The 14,631-nt window shown below is 31.7% G+C and carries 14 protein-coding genes; 5 read left to right on the plus strand and 9 right to left on the minus strand.

What is annotated here, in order from left to right:
* Nucleotides 1-2 precede the first annotated feature (2 nt).
* The 3 genes from V7P59_RS01310 to V7P59_RS01320 are packed head-to-tail and all read right to left on the minus strand — an operon-like array spanning nt 3 to nt 2,404.
* Nucleotides 3-833 (minus strand): hypothetical protein, encoded by an 831-nt coding sequence (locus V7P59_RS01310; protein WP_333807906.1) that lies wholly within the window; start codon nt 831-833, stop codon nt 3-5.
* Nucleotides 834-877: 44 nt separating this feature from the next.
* Nucleotides 878-1,666, minus strand: coding sequence for a hypothetical protein (locus tag V7P59_RS01315; protein WP_333807908.1), 789 nt, complete (start codon nt 1,664-1,666; stop codon nt 878-880).
* 12 nt (nt 1,667-1,678) lie between these two features.
* Nucleotides 1,679-2,404, minus strand: coding sequence for a hypothetical protein (locus tag V7P59_RS01320; RefSeq protein ID WP_333807910.1), 726 nt, complete (start codon nt 2,402-2,404; stop codon nt 1,679-1,681).
* 213 nt (nt 2,405-2,617) lie between these two features.
* Here V7P59_RS01320 and hemH point away from each other — a divergent pair, with 213 nt between their 5' ends.
* The 5 genes from hemH to V7P59_RS01345 all read left to right on the plus strand — a co-directional run bounded on the left by hemH (nt 2,618) and on the right by V7P59_RS01345 (nt 8,049).
* Nucleotides 2,618-3,640: a ferrochelatase gene (gene hemH, locus V7P59_RS01325; RefSeq protein WP_333807912.1), complete on the plus strand. Its 1,023-nt coding sequence runs from the start codon at nt 2,618-2,620 to the stop codon at nt 3,638-3,640.
* A gap of 6 nt (nt 3,641-3,646) precedes the next feature.
* Nucleotides 3,647-4,201, plus strand: coding sequence for a CopD family protein (locus V7P59_RS01330; protein ID WP_333807914.1), 555 nt, complete (start codon nt 3,647-3,649; stop codon nt 4,199-4,201).
* A gap of 71 nt (nt 4,202-4,272) precedes the next feature.
* Nucleotides 4,273-5,685, plus strand: coding sequence for a sensor histidine kinase (locus V7P59_RS01335; RefSeq protein ID WP_333808104.1), 1,413 nt, complete (start codon nt 4,273-4,275; stop codon nt 5,683-5,685).
* A gap of 9 nt (nt 5,686-5,694) precedes the next feature.
* Nucleotides 5,695-6,477, plus strand: coding sequence for an enoyl-CoA hydratase/isomerase family protein (locus V7P59_RS01340; RefSeq protein WP_333808106.1), 783 nt, complete (start codon nt 5,695-5,697; stop codon nt 6,475-6,477).
* Nucleotides 6,478-6,498: 21 nt separating this feature from the next.
* Entirely contained in the window at nt 6,499-8,049 is a 1,551-nt protein-coding gene (locus V7P59_RS01345) for a hypothetical protein (RefSeq protein WP_333807916.1), read from the plus strand.
* 33 nt (nt 8,050-8,082) lie between these two features.
* On the opposite strand, the gene V7P59_RS01350 is transcribed toward V7P59_RS01345, so the two are convergent.
* The 6 genes from V7P59_RS01350 to V7P59_RS01375 form a co-directional block, all read right to left on the minus strand.
* Nucleotides 8,083-8,730, minus strand: coding sequence for an HD domain-containing protein (locus tag V7P59_RS01350; protein ID WP_333807918.1), 648 nt, complete (start codon nt 8,728-8,730; stop codon nt 8,083-8,085).
* A gap of 69 nt (nt 8,731-8,799) precedes the next feature.
* Nucleotides 8,800-9,798, minus strand: a complete 999-nt coding sequence (locus V7P59_RS01355) for an acyl-ACP desaturase (RefSeq protein WP_333807920.1) — start codon at nt 9,796-9,798, stop codon at nt 8,800-8,802.
* 4 nt (nt 9,799-9,802) lie between these two features.
* Complete coding sequence (locus V7P59_RS01360) at nt 9,803-10,537, minus strand: lysophospholipid acyltransferase family protein (protein ID WP_333807922.1); 735 nt, start codon at nt 10,535-10,537, stop codon at nt 9,803-9,805.
* A gap of 86 nt (nt 10,538-10,623) precedes the next feature.
* Nucleotides 10,624-11,034 (minus strand): BrxA/BrxB family bacilliredoxin, encoded by a 411-nt coding sequence (locus V7P59_RS01365; protein ID WP_333807923.1) that lies wholly within the window; start codon nt 11,032-11,034, stop codon nt 10,624-10,626.
* 101 nt (nt 11,035-11,135) lie between these two features.
* The gene (locus tag V7P59_RS01370; RefSeq protein ID WP_333807925.1) at nt 11,136-12,344 is read right to left on the minus strand and encodes a lycopene cyclase family protein; all 1,209 of its coding nucleotides are present in this window, start codon (nt 12,342-12,344) and stop codon (nt 11,136-11,138) included.
* Entirely contained in the window at nt 12,344-14,599 is a 2,256-nt protein-coding gene (locus V7P59_RS01375) for a TonB-dependent receptor (protein WP_333807927.1), read from the minus strand. The genes V7P59_RS01370 and V7P59_RS01375 overlap by 1 nt, the downstream gene beginning before the upstream one ends.
* Nucleotides 14,600-14,631: the final 32 nt, after the last annotated feature.

Genomic DNA, 14,631 nt, shown 5'->3' on the forward strand with positions numbered 1-14,631 from the left:
TTTTAGTTGAAGTAATGCGCAATAATTTGCACTTCATCATTTTCAACACCTAGATACATTTTAATTGCTCCAGTTGAATTGGTGTTGCCTACTTCTAACTGGGCAGCAAACATTGGAGTATATGTTCCAGGTCCTAAAATAACATAATCTGAAGCGGTGTTTCTGAAACTTTTCCATTCACCTCTTCTTATGTCTGAATTATTATAAATTTGACCACTCACCGCAAACATCCCTGCAACTTCACTACAACTAGAAGCAATACATAAAGAGTAGCCATTAATTGGGTTTCCAAAATAATCGTTTACTACGGGTTCTCCCAAATAGTTATTTTTTCTAAAATACATTCCTGTTTGAACTACTCTAGCTCTAAAGTCATCAATTCTTGAAGTTGAAGTAACATTTTTTCCCACGTTCCATGAAACAGAATAATTAACTTCAACAATTGCAGGAGCCGTTAAGGTAAATGAAGCCGCCAGCCCAAGTGTTGGAATTCCAGCTTGACTAAAACCATCCCCTTCACCAGTTTGCAAAATTAAAGAGGTTGGGTTTTGCACGTCTCTTAAATAATTGTCTGAATCAAATAGTAATTGCACATTGTTTTCTAAACCTCCTAAAACCAAATCGCCAAATTGATTTACAAATACTTTGGATGATTTAGTACTACCTAAATTATTTGGATTGTTAATTTCATTCAACCCATCAATTCTAATGTTTGATGTTGGGCCAGCAACATGAAGTTCCTCTTGCGGGTTTTGAGTATTTACACCTACTTGAGCATTCGAATTAAAAGCAAAGCTTAAGAAAGCTATTATAAAATAGAATTTTGTTTTCATAACATGGGGAATTAGGGGAACGTATAAATATCTAATAACTTAATTTAGTTATAAAGACGTATTTTTAAATATTCATTTGCGCCTCCAAAACCAACGCTAGTAAAGGTGTTTGGAGCATCAATAACAACACCATAAAAATAAATAGTGTGATTTCCGGCAGGTAAATCAACATAGCCTTGACTGTTCATATAAGGATAACCACGAGTTCCACCCGCATCAGATGCATAATATTGCCCTTTTACACCATATTTTAAGTTTTCTTCATCAGCTGATAACCCATCGCTATTAATATCAATGCAAAAATAAGTTTGAATTACACGTGTTTTTTTATCAGTTATATATGTAGAGTGTGGAGGAACGGCTAAATTAGTTGAAGAAAAACATAATGAAACCGCATATTTTACTTCAATCATTGAATTGGTTGGAACAGCTATAGCTCTTCTTTCAAGTAAGCCGGTTTGTGATTCGTTAGTTAAATCGCTATTAATTATAACACCATATTTGTCAAATGGTGCTGGCAGTCCAAGTGGATTGTTTGGAATAAAATTAGTGCTATACTGTAAAAAATTTAAAGGAAGTATATTCCCACTACCACCAAAACTGTAACCTCTTTTTTCTAAAGTGAAATTTCCTTGATTATCTACATAAACGGGCGTTAGTTTTGTTGGGCCTAAATTTAAATCATTGTTAATAACATCAAGACCTTCCACACGAATGGTGGATGTATTGCCACCTATATGTAAGGTTTCTTGAGGATTTGTTGTTCCAATACCAACTTGCCCTAAAACAGATAATGAACTAAGTAAAATTAAAAGTAGGTAATTTTTTTTCATAATAGTAGGGGGTTAGTTAATTATATACATTAAGGAATCATAACCTCTTCCTACAATTAAACACGTAGCTTTTCCTGTGTTTGGAATGTTTGAGGTAAGGCCAGATGAAACTTCTGCAAACATACGAATGGTATGCGTGCCAGCTGTAGGAATGTAAATATACGATGAAGACATATTGTATAAAATACCTGCAACATCATTAAGTGATGAGCCGGTGTAACATTTTGAAGCATGACTATATTTTCGGGTTCCGCTATTGAGTTTAAAATAAGTATTTACTCTTCGAGCTAAATTATCAGTTAATTTCTTTTCTGTTTGATCTTCAAACACTTCAAAACTTAGATTGTATTTTACTAATACTAATGAAGGTCGATTAACAGTAACTTCAAAATTAAAAATTTCTGCACTTTCAACACCATCATTATCTCCTTCAGGAATAATTATGGTAGAATTAATATTGTTGTTGTTTAAAAAATCTAAGCCATTGCTGTTGTAAGAAGCGGCATTATATAATGTCAGGCTTCCATTATGGTCTACATATAACGGATAAGTATTATTTGAACCAAGATTATAAGTATTGTTGATTTCGTTCAAACCATCAACTCTAATAGTGCTATTACTTGAACCTAAATGCAAGGTTTGCTGTGGGTTGTCTTCGTTTATTCCTACTCCTTGAGTTTGTGAGTAGATAGAATAGGATGCGAATAATAAAAAACTTAGTAGGGGAATTTTTTTCATACTCACTTAAGATTTAATTAACAAAAATTAAATTTTTGTGTCACTAAATTAGATAAAATGCATTAATTAAAAAAGAACAATGTTAATAATTATTAAATTTTAACATTTTAATTAAAAAATGTTTATTTATGTGTAATACAAATCTTGTTATAACCATTTACGTATATACTTTTATTCTAAATAATTAAATAGTATTTTTGAAAAAAAAAGAAAATGAAAAAAGGCGTGTTGTTAATAAACTTAGGTTCGCCAGATAGTCCTGAGCCTGAAGATGTTAAAAAATATCTAGATGAATTTTTAATGGACGAACGTGTGATTGATATTCCTTATTTACTTCGAGCGTTGTTAGTGAAAGGAATTATTTTAAATACACGTCCAAAAAAATCAGCTAAAGCTTATAAAAAAATTTGGTGGGAAGAAGGTTCTCCACTCATTGTTTTATCAAAACGTTTACAAAATAAAGTACAAGAACAAGTTAGTATTCCTGTTGCTTTGGCTATGCGTTATGGTAATCCTAGCATTGAATTTGGATTACAACAATTACACAATCAAGGAGTAGACGAGGTTTTGTTAATTCCGTTGTATCCTCAATTTGCGATGGCAACTACTGAAACTATTTTGGTGCTTGCAGAAGAAATTCGTAAAAAACAATTTCCAAAAATGGAATTCACGATTCTTCCAGCTTTTTATAACCAACCAGATTACATTCGTGATTTGTCAAATTCCATCAAATCTTCTTTAGATAATTTTAAATCGGATTATTTGTTGTTTTCCTATCATGGAGTTCCAGAGCGTCACATTAGAAAATCAGATGTAACCAAATCGCATTGTAAAATAGATGGAAGTTGTTGTAATACCTCTTCTAAAGCACATGAATTCTGCTACCGTCATCAATGTTATGAAACTACTAAACAAGTGGCTGAATTTTTAGGTTTAGAAGAAGGAAAATATAGTACTTCTTTTCAATCACGTTTAGGTCGCGATCCTTGGTTGCAACCTTATACCGATGCTACAATTGATGGTTTGGCACAAAAAGGAATTAAGAATTTAGCTGTTGTTACACCTGCTTTCGTTTCAGATTGTTTAGAAACATTAGAAGAAATAGGAATGGAAGCGGCGCATAGTTTCAAAGAAAACGGAGGTGAAAATTTCTTATCTATTCCGTGTTTGAATGACAGCGAAGATTGGGTAAAAACCATGAGCCGCTGGATTGACCAATGGGCTTTTCAAAATTAACAAAAAATGGAATTTTACAATTACATAAAATCATTACATCTCATCTTTGTGGTTACTTGGTTTGCAGGCTTGTTCTATATCGTAAGATTATTTGTGTATCATGCTGAAGCCAAACAAAAAAAGCAACCAGAGCAAGATATTTTAATAAAACAATACCAATTAATGCAATACCGATTGTGGTATATCATTACTTGGCCAAGTGCGGTTTTAGCAAGTGTTTTTGCTTTTTGGATGTTGTTTTTTACAGAAATAGGAAAAGTTTGGCTAACCCAACCTTGGATGCATGTTAAATTAGCTTTTGTGTTTTTACTGTATTTATATCATTTAAAATGCCATCAAATTTTTAAACAGTTACAAAATAATGAGGTAAAACATTCATCGGGTTTCTTCAGAATTTGGAACGAAGGCGCCACGATTATTCTTTTTGCAGTTATTTTTTTAGTAATTTTAAAGAATGCTATTAATTGGATTTTTGGTGTAATTGGAATTATTGTTTTTTCAATACTATTAATGTTGGGTTATAAACTTTATAAAAAAATCCGAGAAAAAAATAATAGTTAATTTTAGCATACCTAATGGACAGAATATTCAATTTTAAAAACCTTTCATTACGTGTAAGAATATTTCTTTCCATGATATTCTTAACATTGATTGCTTCTGTCCTTATTGCTGCTGTTTCTATTTATCAATTTAGAAAGGAAGCGCGCGAATATCATCAAGATCGATTAGAAAGAAAAGAAGCGGCTATTACAGAACATATAAATTATGTGCTTCAAACTACTACTTATCCATTAAGCACCGAAAATATTCCTTTGATTTTTAAAGATAAAATTTTCGAATTGGCCGATATTCATAGTATGGAAATTAACTTTTTCGATTTGAAAGGAAAATTATTGATTTCGTCAAAAGCCATTTTTAAGTTAGATAAAGACAAGCCTAAAATTAATCCATCTACATTAAAAATCATTCAATCTTCACTAGACAAACGCTATATTGAGTTTTCAAAAGTAGACGGACAATCGTTCCGTTCTTCTTACTCATATTTAAAGGATACCAAGTTCAAACCAATGGGAATTTTAAACTTACCATATGAAGAAAACACCGAGTTTTATGATAATGAAGTTAAAAATTTTTTAATCCGATTTGGACAGGTTTATGTTTTTATGTTTTTAATTTCTATCATTCTTTCCTACTTTTTATCAAGCTATATTACCAAGTCGTTAAAAATTATTAGCGATAAAATGGAGGAAACGCAATTGAATCAACGCAACGAAAAAATTGTAATCGAAGATGGAAGTAAAGAGATTAACTTATTGATTAATTCGTATAATACTATGGTTGATAAGTTAGAAGAAAGTGCCACTATTTTAGCACAGAGTGAAAGAGAACAAGCATGGCGCGAAATGGCAAAGCAAGTAGCACACGAAATCAAAAACCCTTTAACTCCAATGCGATTGACCGTTCAAAGTTTTCAAAGAAAATTTGATGCAAACGATCCTGATATTTCAAAGAAATTAGACGATTACACTAAAACTATTTTACAACAAATTGACACAATGAGTGCTGTGGCCAATGCGTTTTCAAATTTTGCAACTATGCCAGCTCAGCAAAACGAAACACTTAATGTAGTTCGAATTGTAAAAATGGCATTAGAAATTTTTAACGAAGATTTCATACAATTTTCAGCTTTAGAAGATGAAATTATTGCTAAGTTAGACCGTACTCAATTAATTAGGGTAATTACCAATTTGGTTAAAAATGCCATTCAAGCTATTCCAGAAGAACAAGAAAATAAAATGGTTTTTGTTACGGTATTTAGACAAGATAACGAAGTTAAGATTGCGGTAAAAGATAACGGAAAAGGAATTTCAAGAGAAAATCAAGAACGCGTTTTTGAACCAAAATTTACCACAAAATCAAGCGGTATGGGACTGGGTTTAGCCATAATAAAAAATATCATAGAAAATTACAACGGAACAATTACCTTTGAAACAGAACCTAATGTAGGAACCGAATTTTTAGTTTCGTTCCCAATAAATAAATAATCAAAACAAATAAAAATGGAAAACATTCTTATCGAAAAACAAGAGGCAATAGCAATTGTAACCATTAATAGACCAACAAAGTTAAATGCTTTAAACAAAGCAACTATCCAAGAATTACACGATGGATTTAAATTGTTAAACGAAGATAAATCTGTAAAAGCAATTATTGTAACAGGGAGTGGAGAAAAAGCATTTGTAGCTGGAGCTGATATTTCAGAATTTGCTAACTTTTCAGTAGAAGAAGGCGGGAATTTAGCAGCCCAAGGTCAGGCTTTATTATTTGATTTTGTGCAAAATTTAAGTACGCCAGTAATTGCAGCTGTAAATGGTTTTGCTTTAGGTGGCGGATTAGAATTAGCGATGTCATGTCATTTTAGAGTCGCATCAGATAATGCAAAAATGGGATTGCCAGAAGTAACTTTAGGAGTGATTCCAGGTTACGGAGGAACGCAACGTTTAGCACAATTAGTAGGAAAAGGTCGTGCTATGGAAATGATTATGACTGCTGGAATGATTGATGCTGAAACCGCTAAAAATTACGGATTAGTAAACCATGTTGTTCCTCAAGCTGAATTGTTAGAATTTGCAAAAGGAATTGCAACTAAAATTACTAAAAATTCTAGTGTTGCCATTGCAAAAGCCATAGAAGCCATAAATGCAAACTATACTGATGGCGTGAATGGTTATCAAGTAGAAATTGAAAATTTCGGATTTTGTTTTGGAACAGAGGATTTTAAAGAAGGAACAACCGCATTTTTAGAAAAAAGAAAAGCTGAGTTTCCAGGAAAATAGAATTTAATTAATTTATATAACATGAAAAAATTTATTGCCATTTTGTGTGTCAGCCTTTCATTTAACAGTATGCAGGCACAAGAAATCTCCACTAGTATAACAAAAAGTGAAGTTTTTAAAGACGAATACAAACATTCTTCAATTGTTTTAGTAGAAGATGACGGAAGCGATGGGGTTTTTATCGTAAGAAGTTATGCAGGAGGTTTATTTTCATCTGGCGCTGGATATTATTTTGAACATTATAATTCCAATTTGAAATTAATAAAAGAATATGAATATGAAATGAAGCGTTCTGAAGTTGAAAGATATGGTTCAATTTTAGGTGTTATCATGAATGGAGACCAAGTTAGTTTAATTGATTTTGTTTATAACACAAAAGATAAAGCTTTTGTTTGTTCAGCTTTAACTTCAAGTATCAATGAATTTAGCTTCAATAAAAAAGAACTTTTTAGAATTGCGAGTGAAGATGTTTTGAAAACACAATGGTTTGGAGGGAACCAATTTGATGGTGATTCAGGAGCAAATTTTATAGTTAATGAAGATAAAACAGCATTTGCTATTACTATAGATATTAAAGACAAGAATACAGAAACTCACAAGGTGTTTTTGTTTGATAATAAGTTGAACAAAAAAATTGAACATGATTTTAAAAGAGATATTAAAGATAAAAAGTTTGTGTATGAAAACATTGATGTTTCAAAAGATGGAAACAATCTTTATCTTTTAGGTAAGGTTTTTACAGATGAGAAAAAAAAGAAAAAAGAAGGTGGAAAATATCAATATGAATTAACAAGAATTAGTAAGGCTGGTCAAGCTACACAAGTTTTTGATACTGATGAACATTTTTCAGGTTCTTTAAAAACTATTGTTTTTCAGGATAAGTTAACTTGTATAGGCTTTTATTCAGACAAAAAAGATTATCGTTTCAAAGGAATTAGTTATTTTGAATTAGATCCGATTACTTTAGCTATTCGTAAATCAAAATACAATCCTTTTACTGAGCAATTTATACTCGATAAATATGGAAAAAATAAAGATAAAGAATTGAAAAACTTATCTTTTAGAGGTATTTTGATAACACAACAAAATGAAATTGTTTTTAATGCTGAAGAATATTACATAACATCACATTATCAAAGTTCTCCTAATGGTGGTGGTTATTGGAGATATGTGTATCATTATGACGATATTGTAAGTGCAAAAATTTCAAATGACGGAAGTATTATTTGGGCTAGAAACATTAACAAACGCCAATCTACAAGTGGAGATGAGTCTTATATTTCTTATACCTCTACAATTAAAGGAAACGATACGTACTTTTTTATTAATACAGGAGAAAAAGTAAAAAAATTAAGTAATGATAGAATTCAATTTGGACAAACTAGTACAAAAAGATCTAACCTTAATATAATAAGAATCACTCCAGATGGAAATTTTAGTTTTCAAGAAATTTTAGATGATAAAGAAAATGAAGTGCCGTTTATGGTATCTGATGGAGCACTTTCAAAAAATTCTGTTTATTTTATCGGAAGAAAAGGAAAGAAAAAACAGTTACTAAAAGTTACTTTATAATAAAAAGGAGATTGTGAAAACAATCTCCTTTTTTTATTCTTGCCCATCCCATTCGGCATAAAACTGACTCAAAAAAGTTACCATGAAATCATGACGTTTTGTGGCTATTTTCTTTCCGGTTTCGGTGTTCATTTTATCTTTCAAGAGTAAGAGTTTTTCGTAAAAGTGATTTAAAGTTGGAGCTTCACTATTCTTATATTCCTCTTTGCTCATATTTAAATTAGGTTGTATATTCGGATTGTATAACGGTCGGTTTTTAAACCCACCATAATTGAATGTGCGAGCAATTCCTATAGCTCCAATGGCGTCTAATCTGTCGGCATCTTGTACAATTTCTAATTCTTTTGAATGGAATTTCTTTTCGAAATTTCCGCCTTTAAACGAAATATTTTCAATAATGGCAATTACATGAGAAATGATGTCTTCCGAAACATTTTGAGATTCTAAAAAAATTCTTGCTGTTTTAGGTCCAACCAATTCATCACCATTATGAAATTTTGAATCAGCGATGTCGTGAAGTAAAGCTGCTAATTTTACTACTATTAAATTGCATTCTTTTTCTTCTTCTGCAATTAATAAAGCATTTTTATAAACACGTTCAATATGAAACCAATCGTGTCCACCTTCGGCATTAGATAATTGATTCTTTACAAAAAGGATAGTATTATTGATTAATTGCATGGTTCTAATTTACAAAAAAAATTCCAAACTCTTAATTGAATTTGGAATCTTAAATTTTATTTCTGAATGTTATTTTACTAAAGCGGGTTCTACCCATTTGAAAAATTGTCCTTCAGCAGGAATGATTAATCTTTCCGAAATTTTTGCCATTCTTTCCGGCAGTTTCATTAAATAATCTCTGGCTTTTTCAGCTTCATCGCTTAAATTAGTGATTTTGTCAATTTCCCATTTTACATTCAATTTCTTTAAAATGTCTACATAATCCATTGCTGTGTAAACACCTAAACGCTGTGCTGATTCAGAGAATTTTTCAAATGCAGTTCCAATACTTTCTCCAGACTCTCTTATCAAATGCGCAGGCATCGTAATTTTCTTTTTCATCATGTATTGAAACGACAACATCATTTCGCTTGGATCCACTTCAAAAATACGTTTTACAAATTCGCTATAAGCTAAGTGATGACGCATTTCGTCTCCAGCAATTAAATTACACATTTTGTATAGTTTTTTATCGCCAAATTTCTTTGCCAATTGTGCCACACGATTATGAGAAACGTAAGTGGCTAATTCTTGAAAACTAGTAAAAACAAAATTTTTGTATGGATCTCTATCAGTTCCAGGATCAAATCCATCGTTGATTAAATGGTGTGTAGTGATTTCTACTTCACGCATATTTACTCTTCCAGAAAGGTATAAGTATTTGTTTAATACATCACCATGACGATTTTCTTCTCCTGTCCAATGGCGTAACCATTTGGCCCAACCATTATCGCCGTTTTCTCCTTTTTGAGAAACACCTTCAACATCCATTAGCCAAGTTTCGTATGTAGGTAAAGCTTCTTCAGTAATTGTGTCACCCACTAAGACAACCCAAAAATCATAAGGTAAATCTTTTGCAATTTCACGTAATTCTCTGGTTTCTTCTAAAAAATTCTCTTTTGATGAATCTGGAAGTAAATCAGTAGGCTGCCAAATTTTTTCAACTGGTATTAAGAACTCTTCCATGAAATGATCCACTTTTTTTTCTAAAAACTGCATCACCTCTAATCGGACATTTTGTATAGACATGGGGTTAATTTTTGATATATTTTTTAATTATTGTTTCGGTTTTTTCGAAAATCTCTTCAAAGGGGTGTTCCGAAATTTTCAAAGGTTCATGAATTATAAATTCTAATTGAGTTCCTAATCCGAGGGGGAATTGTCCAAATTTAGTCATTTTCCACGAATTATTAATAGTAATAGGTAAAAAATAAGCATCTGGCGCAAATTTGTATAACATTTTTAACCCATTCACAGCAAACGGTTTAGGAATTCCAGTTTTACTTCGAGTACCTTCAGGAAATATTACAACAGAATAATTATTGTTGTTAATTAACTCAGCTACTTTTTTAATTTCGGGTAAGGCTTGTTTAGGATCTTTTCTATCTATTAAGGCAGAACCTCCATGTTTTAAATTATAAGAAACACTAGGGATTCCTTTTCCTAATTCGATTTTACTTATGAATTTTGGATGTACTTTTCGTAAAAACCAAATAATTGTAGTGATATCATGCAAACTTTGATGATTGGCTACAATAATTAAAGGCTTGTTTTCAGGAACGTTTTCCATTCCTTTAATATGATAAGTGGTTCCTAAAATATGAGCTGTTCGTACTAAAAACCAGTTTAAATAGGCTACACTCAAACGATGTGCATTGTATCCAAAAATATTGAAACAAATCCATTGAATAGGGTGAAAAATCAATAACCAAAGAATGAAAAAAATATAATAGATTATTGAAAGTGGGTATGAAAGAATCTTTTCCATTTAAAAACCAATTTGGGCAAAAGTAAGCTATAAAATAAAAAACCACCAATGTTTTGGTGGTTTTTATTGTATGTAAGCATAGTATCTTAGCAAAATTCGTTGTAAGCGTCTTTTAAATTTTCAGCAATTAGCTCTGCAGGACGACCTTCTATGTGGTGACGTTCTAACATGTGAACTAATTCACCGTTTTTAAACAATGCCATACTTGGCGAAGATGGAGGAAAAGGAAACATTTCTGCTCTTGCTGCATCAACAGCTTCTCTGTCTACTCCTGCAAAAACAGTGATTAAGTTAGCAGGTTTTTTATCACCTTCTAAACTCATTTTTGCTCCCGGACGTGCATTTCTAGCAGCACAACCGCAAACTGAGTTAATCACTACTAAAGTTGTTCCTTCTGCTTTGATAGCGTTTTTAACGTCATCTGCTGTATATAAATTTTTGAAACCAGCGTCTGTTAATTCAGCACGCATTGGGTTTACCATTTCTTCTGGATACATAATGTAAATGTTATAAGTTAACGAAAGGCAAAGTTACAAAGTTTTTTACTTGTTACCCAGTGCCAATTCATAAAGATTTGTTATGATTTAATAGTTTGCACTTATTTGAAAATTCTACCTAATAAGACTTTCACAAACATTGTTTTTGGGCATTTCCAAATGACTTGTAAATCTTCCCAAAGGGTTGTTTCTTCATCTAAAAATTTAAAAATCAGGTTCGAATTTCCTTTTTTGAACATTGAAGAGAATATTTTAGAACCCAATTCATTTTTTGAACTTAAAATATCTAACAACAACAAATCATAGAACCAAAATTTATCTTTTTTTTGAAATTTTCTAAAATCTGTCATATCGAGCGATTCCGAAACTTCGGAAGAGATGCTTTTTTCTAAAAACTGAACTAAAGCTTTTGATTTTTTCGAAGCATTTTTAAAAGTATAACCTGTACTTGCTTTGGTCCAACCACCAGCCGAACCTATATTGATGGTGTTTTTTGTATTGTGTTTCCAAAAAGGATAGCACGTCATCGGAATATTGCCTTGTTCTTTTTCGATGATTTCATATTCTGTTATGCCTAAATTTTCAATGTATTTTTGAATTTCAGTTTCGTATTCCTCTGTTGAAAGTAAATCTTTTGAAAACATGGTGTATTCCAACAACGCTTCATTTTCTGATGTTGGTAAAACATACATAAAACGCGTATTCCCTTTTTGTTCCACTGAAAAATCCATGAAAGTGGCACAATTTGGATTAAAAATGGCTTCTTTACTTTTGATAAACCAACCTATAAAATGTTGCTGAATTAATGGGAATTTAGATTGCGATTTTACAATTTCTGGATTGTAAATCGAATTGAAAATTTTGTTACAAGTAAATGTTTCACTTTCTGTCTTTACAATACAATGATTGCCTAATTCGGTAAAATCAACTACTTTTTGATTTAGAAAATGAATGTTTTTATGTTTGGAAATCTTCTTGAAAACCAATTCATAAAAATCCAAACCATTAATTTTCTTGTATTGATAAGGCGCTAGTTCTAAAACCCGATTGAATTTTTTATTGGCAAAAATAGCTTGATTCCATTTTTTGGAAATAATTTCTCCGAATAATTCCCTTCTTTTAGAGGTGTGTCCTTTGAGCGGGGTGTCATTTTCATCCCAAAAACACCAAGTTCTATCGTTTACTTTTTTTGCATTTTCATCAATTAGCAAAATGCATTTATCTTCAAATTTTCCAGATAAAAGCATTTCGTAAAGGGTCATTAAAGCCGATAATCCTGAACCTGTAAAAATGTAATGATAATGTTGCATTAATAAATCGTATATCGAATTCCTAAAAAACCTCTAATTCCTTGGTTAGGCGCATACACATAACTTGGGTCAAAAGTTAAAGCGTATGGGTTTGTTGGGGTTGCTAAAACATTTCCGTTTGTGTCATATGTAACATCTTCATCAAATGGGTCGTTTGCCCTAGCAATTAAAAATGGTGTGCTTTTGTTTGGTGTCCAATTCAAAATATTTTTTACACCGCCATAAAGTTCAAAACTACGAAATTTTTTATAAGTAAATTGAATGTTCTGTAAACTCCAAATAGGAGAATATTCGGGTCTTGGGTCTAAATCACTCAATAAGGGCAATCGCATTGGTCCGTATAAATTTCCAGTATAGTCGATGGATAAAAACCATTTTGGAATATCGTATGTTATTGCCCAATTGGCGCTGTATTTTTCTGTTAGAATAGGTGTTGTACTTACTCCGTTTTTAACATTTTTAGGCTCCATAATAGTAAAACCTAAAATTGCTTTAATTCCAAAAGGTGTTACCAAATCGATATTGCCACTAATTCCTAAAGTTTGTGCATAACCGTTTAGGTTGGAATAAATAATTTGGTTTGGGTTGGTGTCATAATCAGGAATAATTTGGTTGTTAAAATAGGTGTACCAAGCCGAAGTTTCAAATCCTAAAAAAGTACCATTTTCAAATCTTATTTTCTTTAAATAATTAAAATTGATGTTGTAGGATGTTTCTGGTTTTAAATCTTCAGTAATTACAACATCCCTTGAACCAGTTAAGGCTGCATGTTCTTCGGTAAATAGATTTACAATTCTAAATCCAGTTCCAGCATTAATTCTGAAAACATCATTTTCTGATGGATTCCATTTGTAGGCGATTCTCGGAGTAAAAATATTGCCGTGATTGTTGTTGTAATCGTATCTTGTGCCTAATAAAATATGATGTTTTTCTGCCAACTTTATTTCATCTTGAAGAAACACGCTGTAAAGTTTTGTTTGTTCTGCGGTAGTTGTAGCTGTTGTATTGTCGTTGTAATATTGATAACGTAAAGCGGTTCCCAATAGCAAATTGTGATTTTCTAGTTTTTTATCCCAAGTATACTGCCCGAAAACGATTTTTTGATTCGCTAAGTAAATCGTATTTCCATAGACCGAATTTTGGTCGTGAGCGGTCATTGAAAAAGACAAATACATATTTTCAGTTGTGGGTAATTGGTATTTACTTAAAAGTTCCATTCGTTTCGTATAAATACTTTCGCCATAAACTTCAGAATCACCACGATTTGATTTGTTCCACTGCATTTCGCCACCCCATCGATCTTCGTAAAACAATCTTCCAGCGATAGAAAATTCTTTATTGTTTTTTCGTTCAAAGTTCCATTTGTTGAATATGGAAATTCGTTCTTGTAAGGTTACATCTGTAAAATTATCGTTGTTATTATCAATAGGTTGGTTGTAACTGTAATAATTGATGCCTACTAAAGTTGTTGCTTTTTTTCCAACTGTACTTTTCCAACCCAAATCAACGTTATTTTCCAACCAAGAAGTTGAAAAAATATCGGCTGAAAATAAAGGCGCATTCAAAGGTTTTTTGGTAATAATATTGATTAAACCTCCAACAGCTTCACTTCCATATAAACTTGAGGCAGGACCTTTAACAACTTCAATTCTATCGATTAATGAATTAGGAATTCCCGACAAACCATAAACGGTTGAAAGTGCGCTTACAATTGGCATTCCATCAATCGTAACCATAGTATAAGGACCTTCTAATCCGTTGATGTGAATATCGCCTGTGTTGCAAATGTTGCAATTTAGTTGAGGGCGAACACCATTGACGTTTTGTAAAGCTTCAAAAATATTTGAGGTTGGGTTTTTTTTCAAAAATGCTGTTGTATAAACTTCTACTGGGACAGGTGTTTCCATTCTTGAAACGGGTTTTAAAGTTCCCGATACTACCACATCATCCAAAACATTTGAATCTTCAATTAAGTTGAAGTTAAGAATAGTTTCCCCATTGTCTGAAAATGTGATTTTCTTTTTTTCGGTTTTAAACCCAATAAAAGAAACGGTAATGGTATAGGTTTCATTTGGGATATTTGTAATTTCATATTGACCACTTCCATCGGTTTCAACTCCTTTTTTGAGTTCTTTTATATAAACAGTAGCAAATGCTAAAACTTCATTGTTAGCAGTCACTTTCCCTTTTAACGTGTTTTGTGAAAACGTAAAAAGCGAAAAAATCAGAGTGGTATAAACAAATATTTTTAACATTTTAAAAATCAAATTTAGGCAAAACTAAAAAT

Source organism: Flavobacterium sp. (assembly GCF_036782315.1).
GTDB lineage: Bacteria > Bacteroidota > Bacteroidia > Flavobacteriales > Flavobacteriaceae > Flavobacterium.

Excerpts from the sequence above, each read along its gene's own strand:
- V7P59_RS01365 (WP_333807923.1), bottom strand. The coding sequence starts at position 11,034 with ATGTATCCAGAAGAAATGGTAAACCCAATGCGTGCTGAATTAACAGAC.
- V7P59_RS01345 (WP_333807916.1), top strand. The coding sequence starts at position 6,499 with ATGAAAAAATTTATTGCCATTTTGTGTGTCAGCCTTTCATTTAACAGT.
- V7P59_RS01330 (WP_333807914.1), top strand. The coding sequence starts at position 3,647 with ATGGAATTTTACAATTACATAAAATCATTACATCTCATCTTTGTGGTT.
- hemH (WP_333807912.1), top strand. The coding sequence starts at position 2,618 with ATGAAAAAAGGCGTGTTGTTAATAAACTTAGGTTCGCCAGATAGTCCT.
- V7P59_RS01320 (WP_333807910.1), bottom strand. The coding sequence starts at position 2,404 with ATGAAAAAAATTCCCCTACTAAGTTTTTTATTATTCGCATCCTATTCT.
- V7P59_RS01355 (WP_333807920.1), bottom strand. The coding sequence starts at position 9,798 with ATGTCTATACAAAATGTCCGATTAGAGGTGATGCAGTTTTTAGAAAAA.
- V7P59_RS01310 (WP_333807906.1), bottom strand. The coding sequence starts at position 833 with ATGAAAACAAAATTCTATTTTATAATAGCTTTCTTAAGCTTTGCTTTT.
- V7P59_RS01375 (WP_333807927.1), bottom strand. The coding sequence starts at position 14,599 with ATGTTAAAAATATTTGTTTATACCACTCTGATTTTTTCGCTTTTTACG.
- V7P59_RS01315 (WP_333807908.1), bottom strand. The coding sequence starts at position 1,666 with ATGAAAAAAAATTACCTACTTTTAATTTTACTTAGTTCATTATCTGTT.
- V7P59_RS01350 (WP_333807918.1), bottom strand. The coding sequence starts at position 8,730 with ATGCAATTAATCAATAATACTATCCTTTTTGTAAAGAATCAATTATCT.
- V7P59_RS01360 (WP_333807922.1), bottom strand. The coding sequence starts at position 10,537 with ATGGAAAAGATTCTTTCATACCCACTTTCAATAATCTATTATATTTTT.
- V7P59_RS01370 (WP_333807925.1), bottom strand. The coding sequence starts at position 12,344 with ATGCAACATTATCATTACATTTTTACAGGTTCAGGATTATCGGCTTTA.
- V7P59_RS01335 (WP_333808104.1), top strand. The coding sequence starts at position 4,273 with ATGATATTCTTAACATTGATTGCTTCTGTCCTTATTGCTGCTGTTTCT.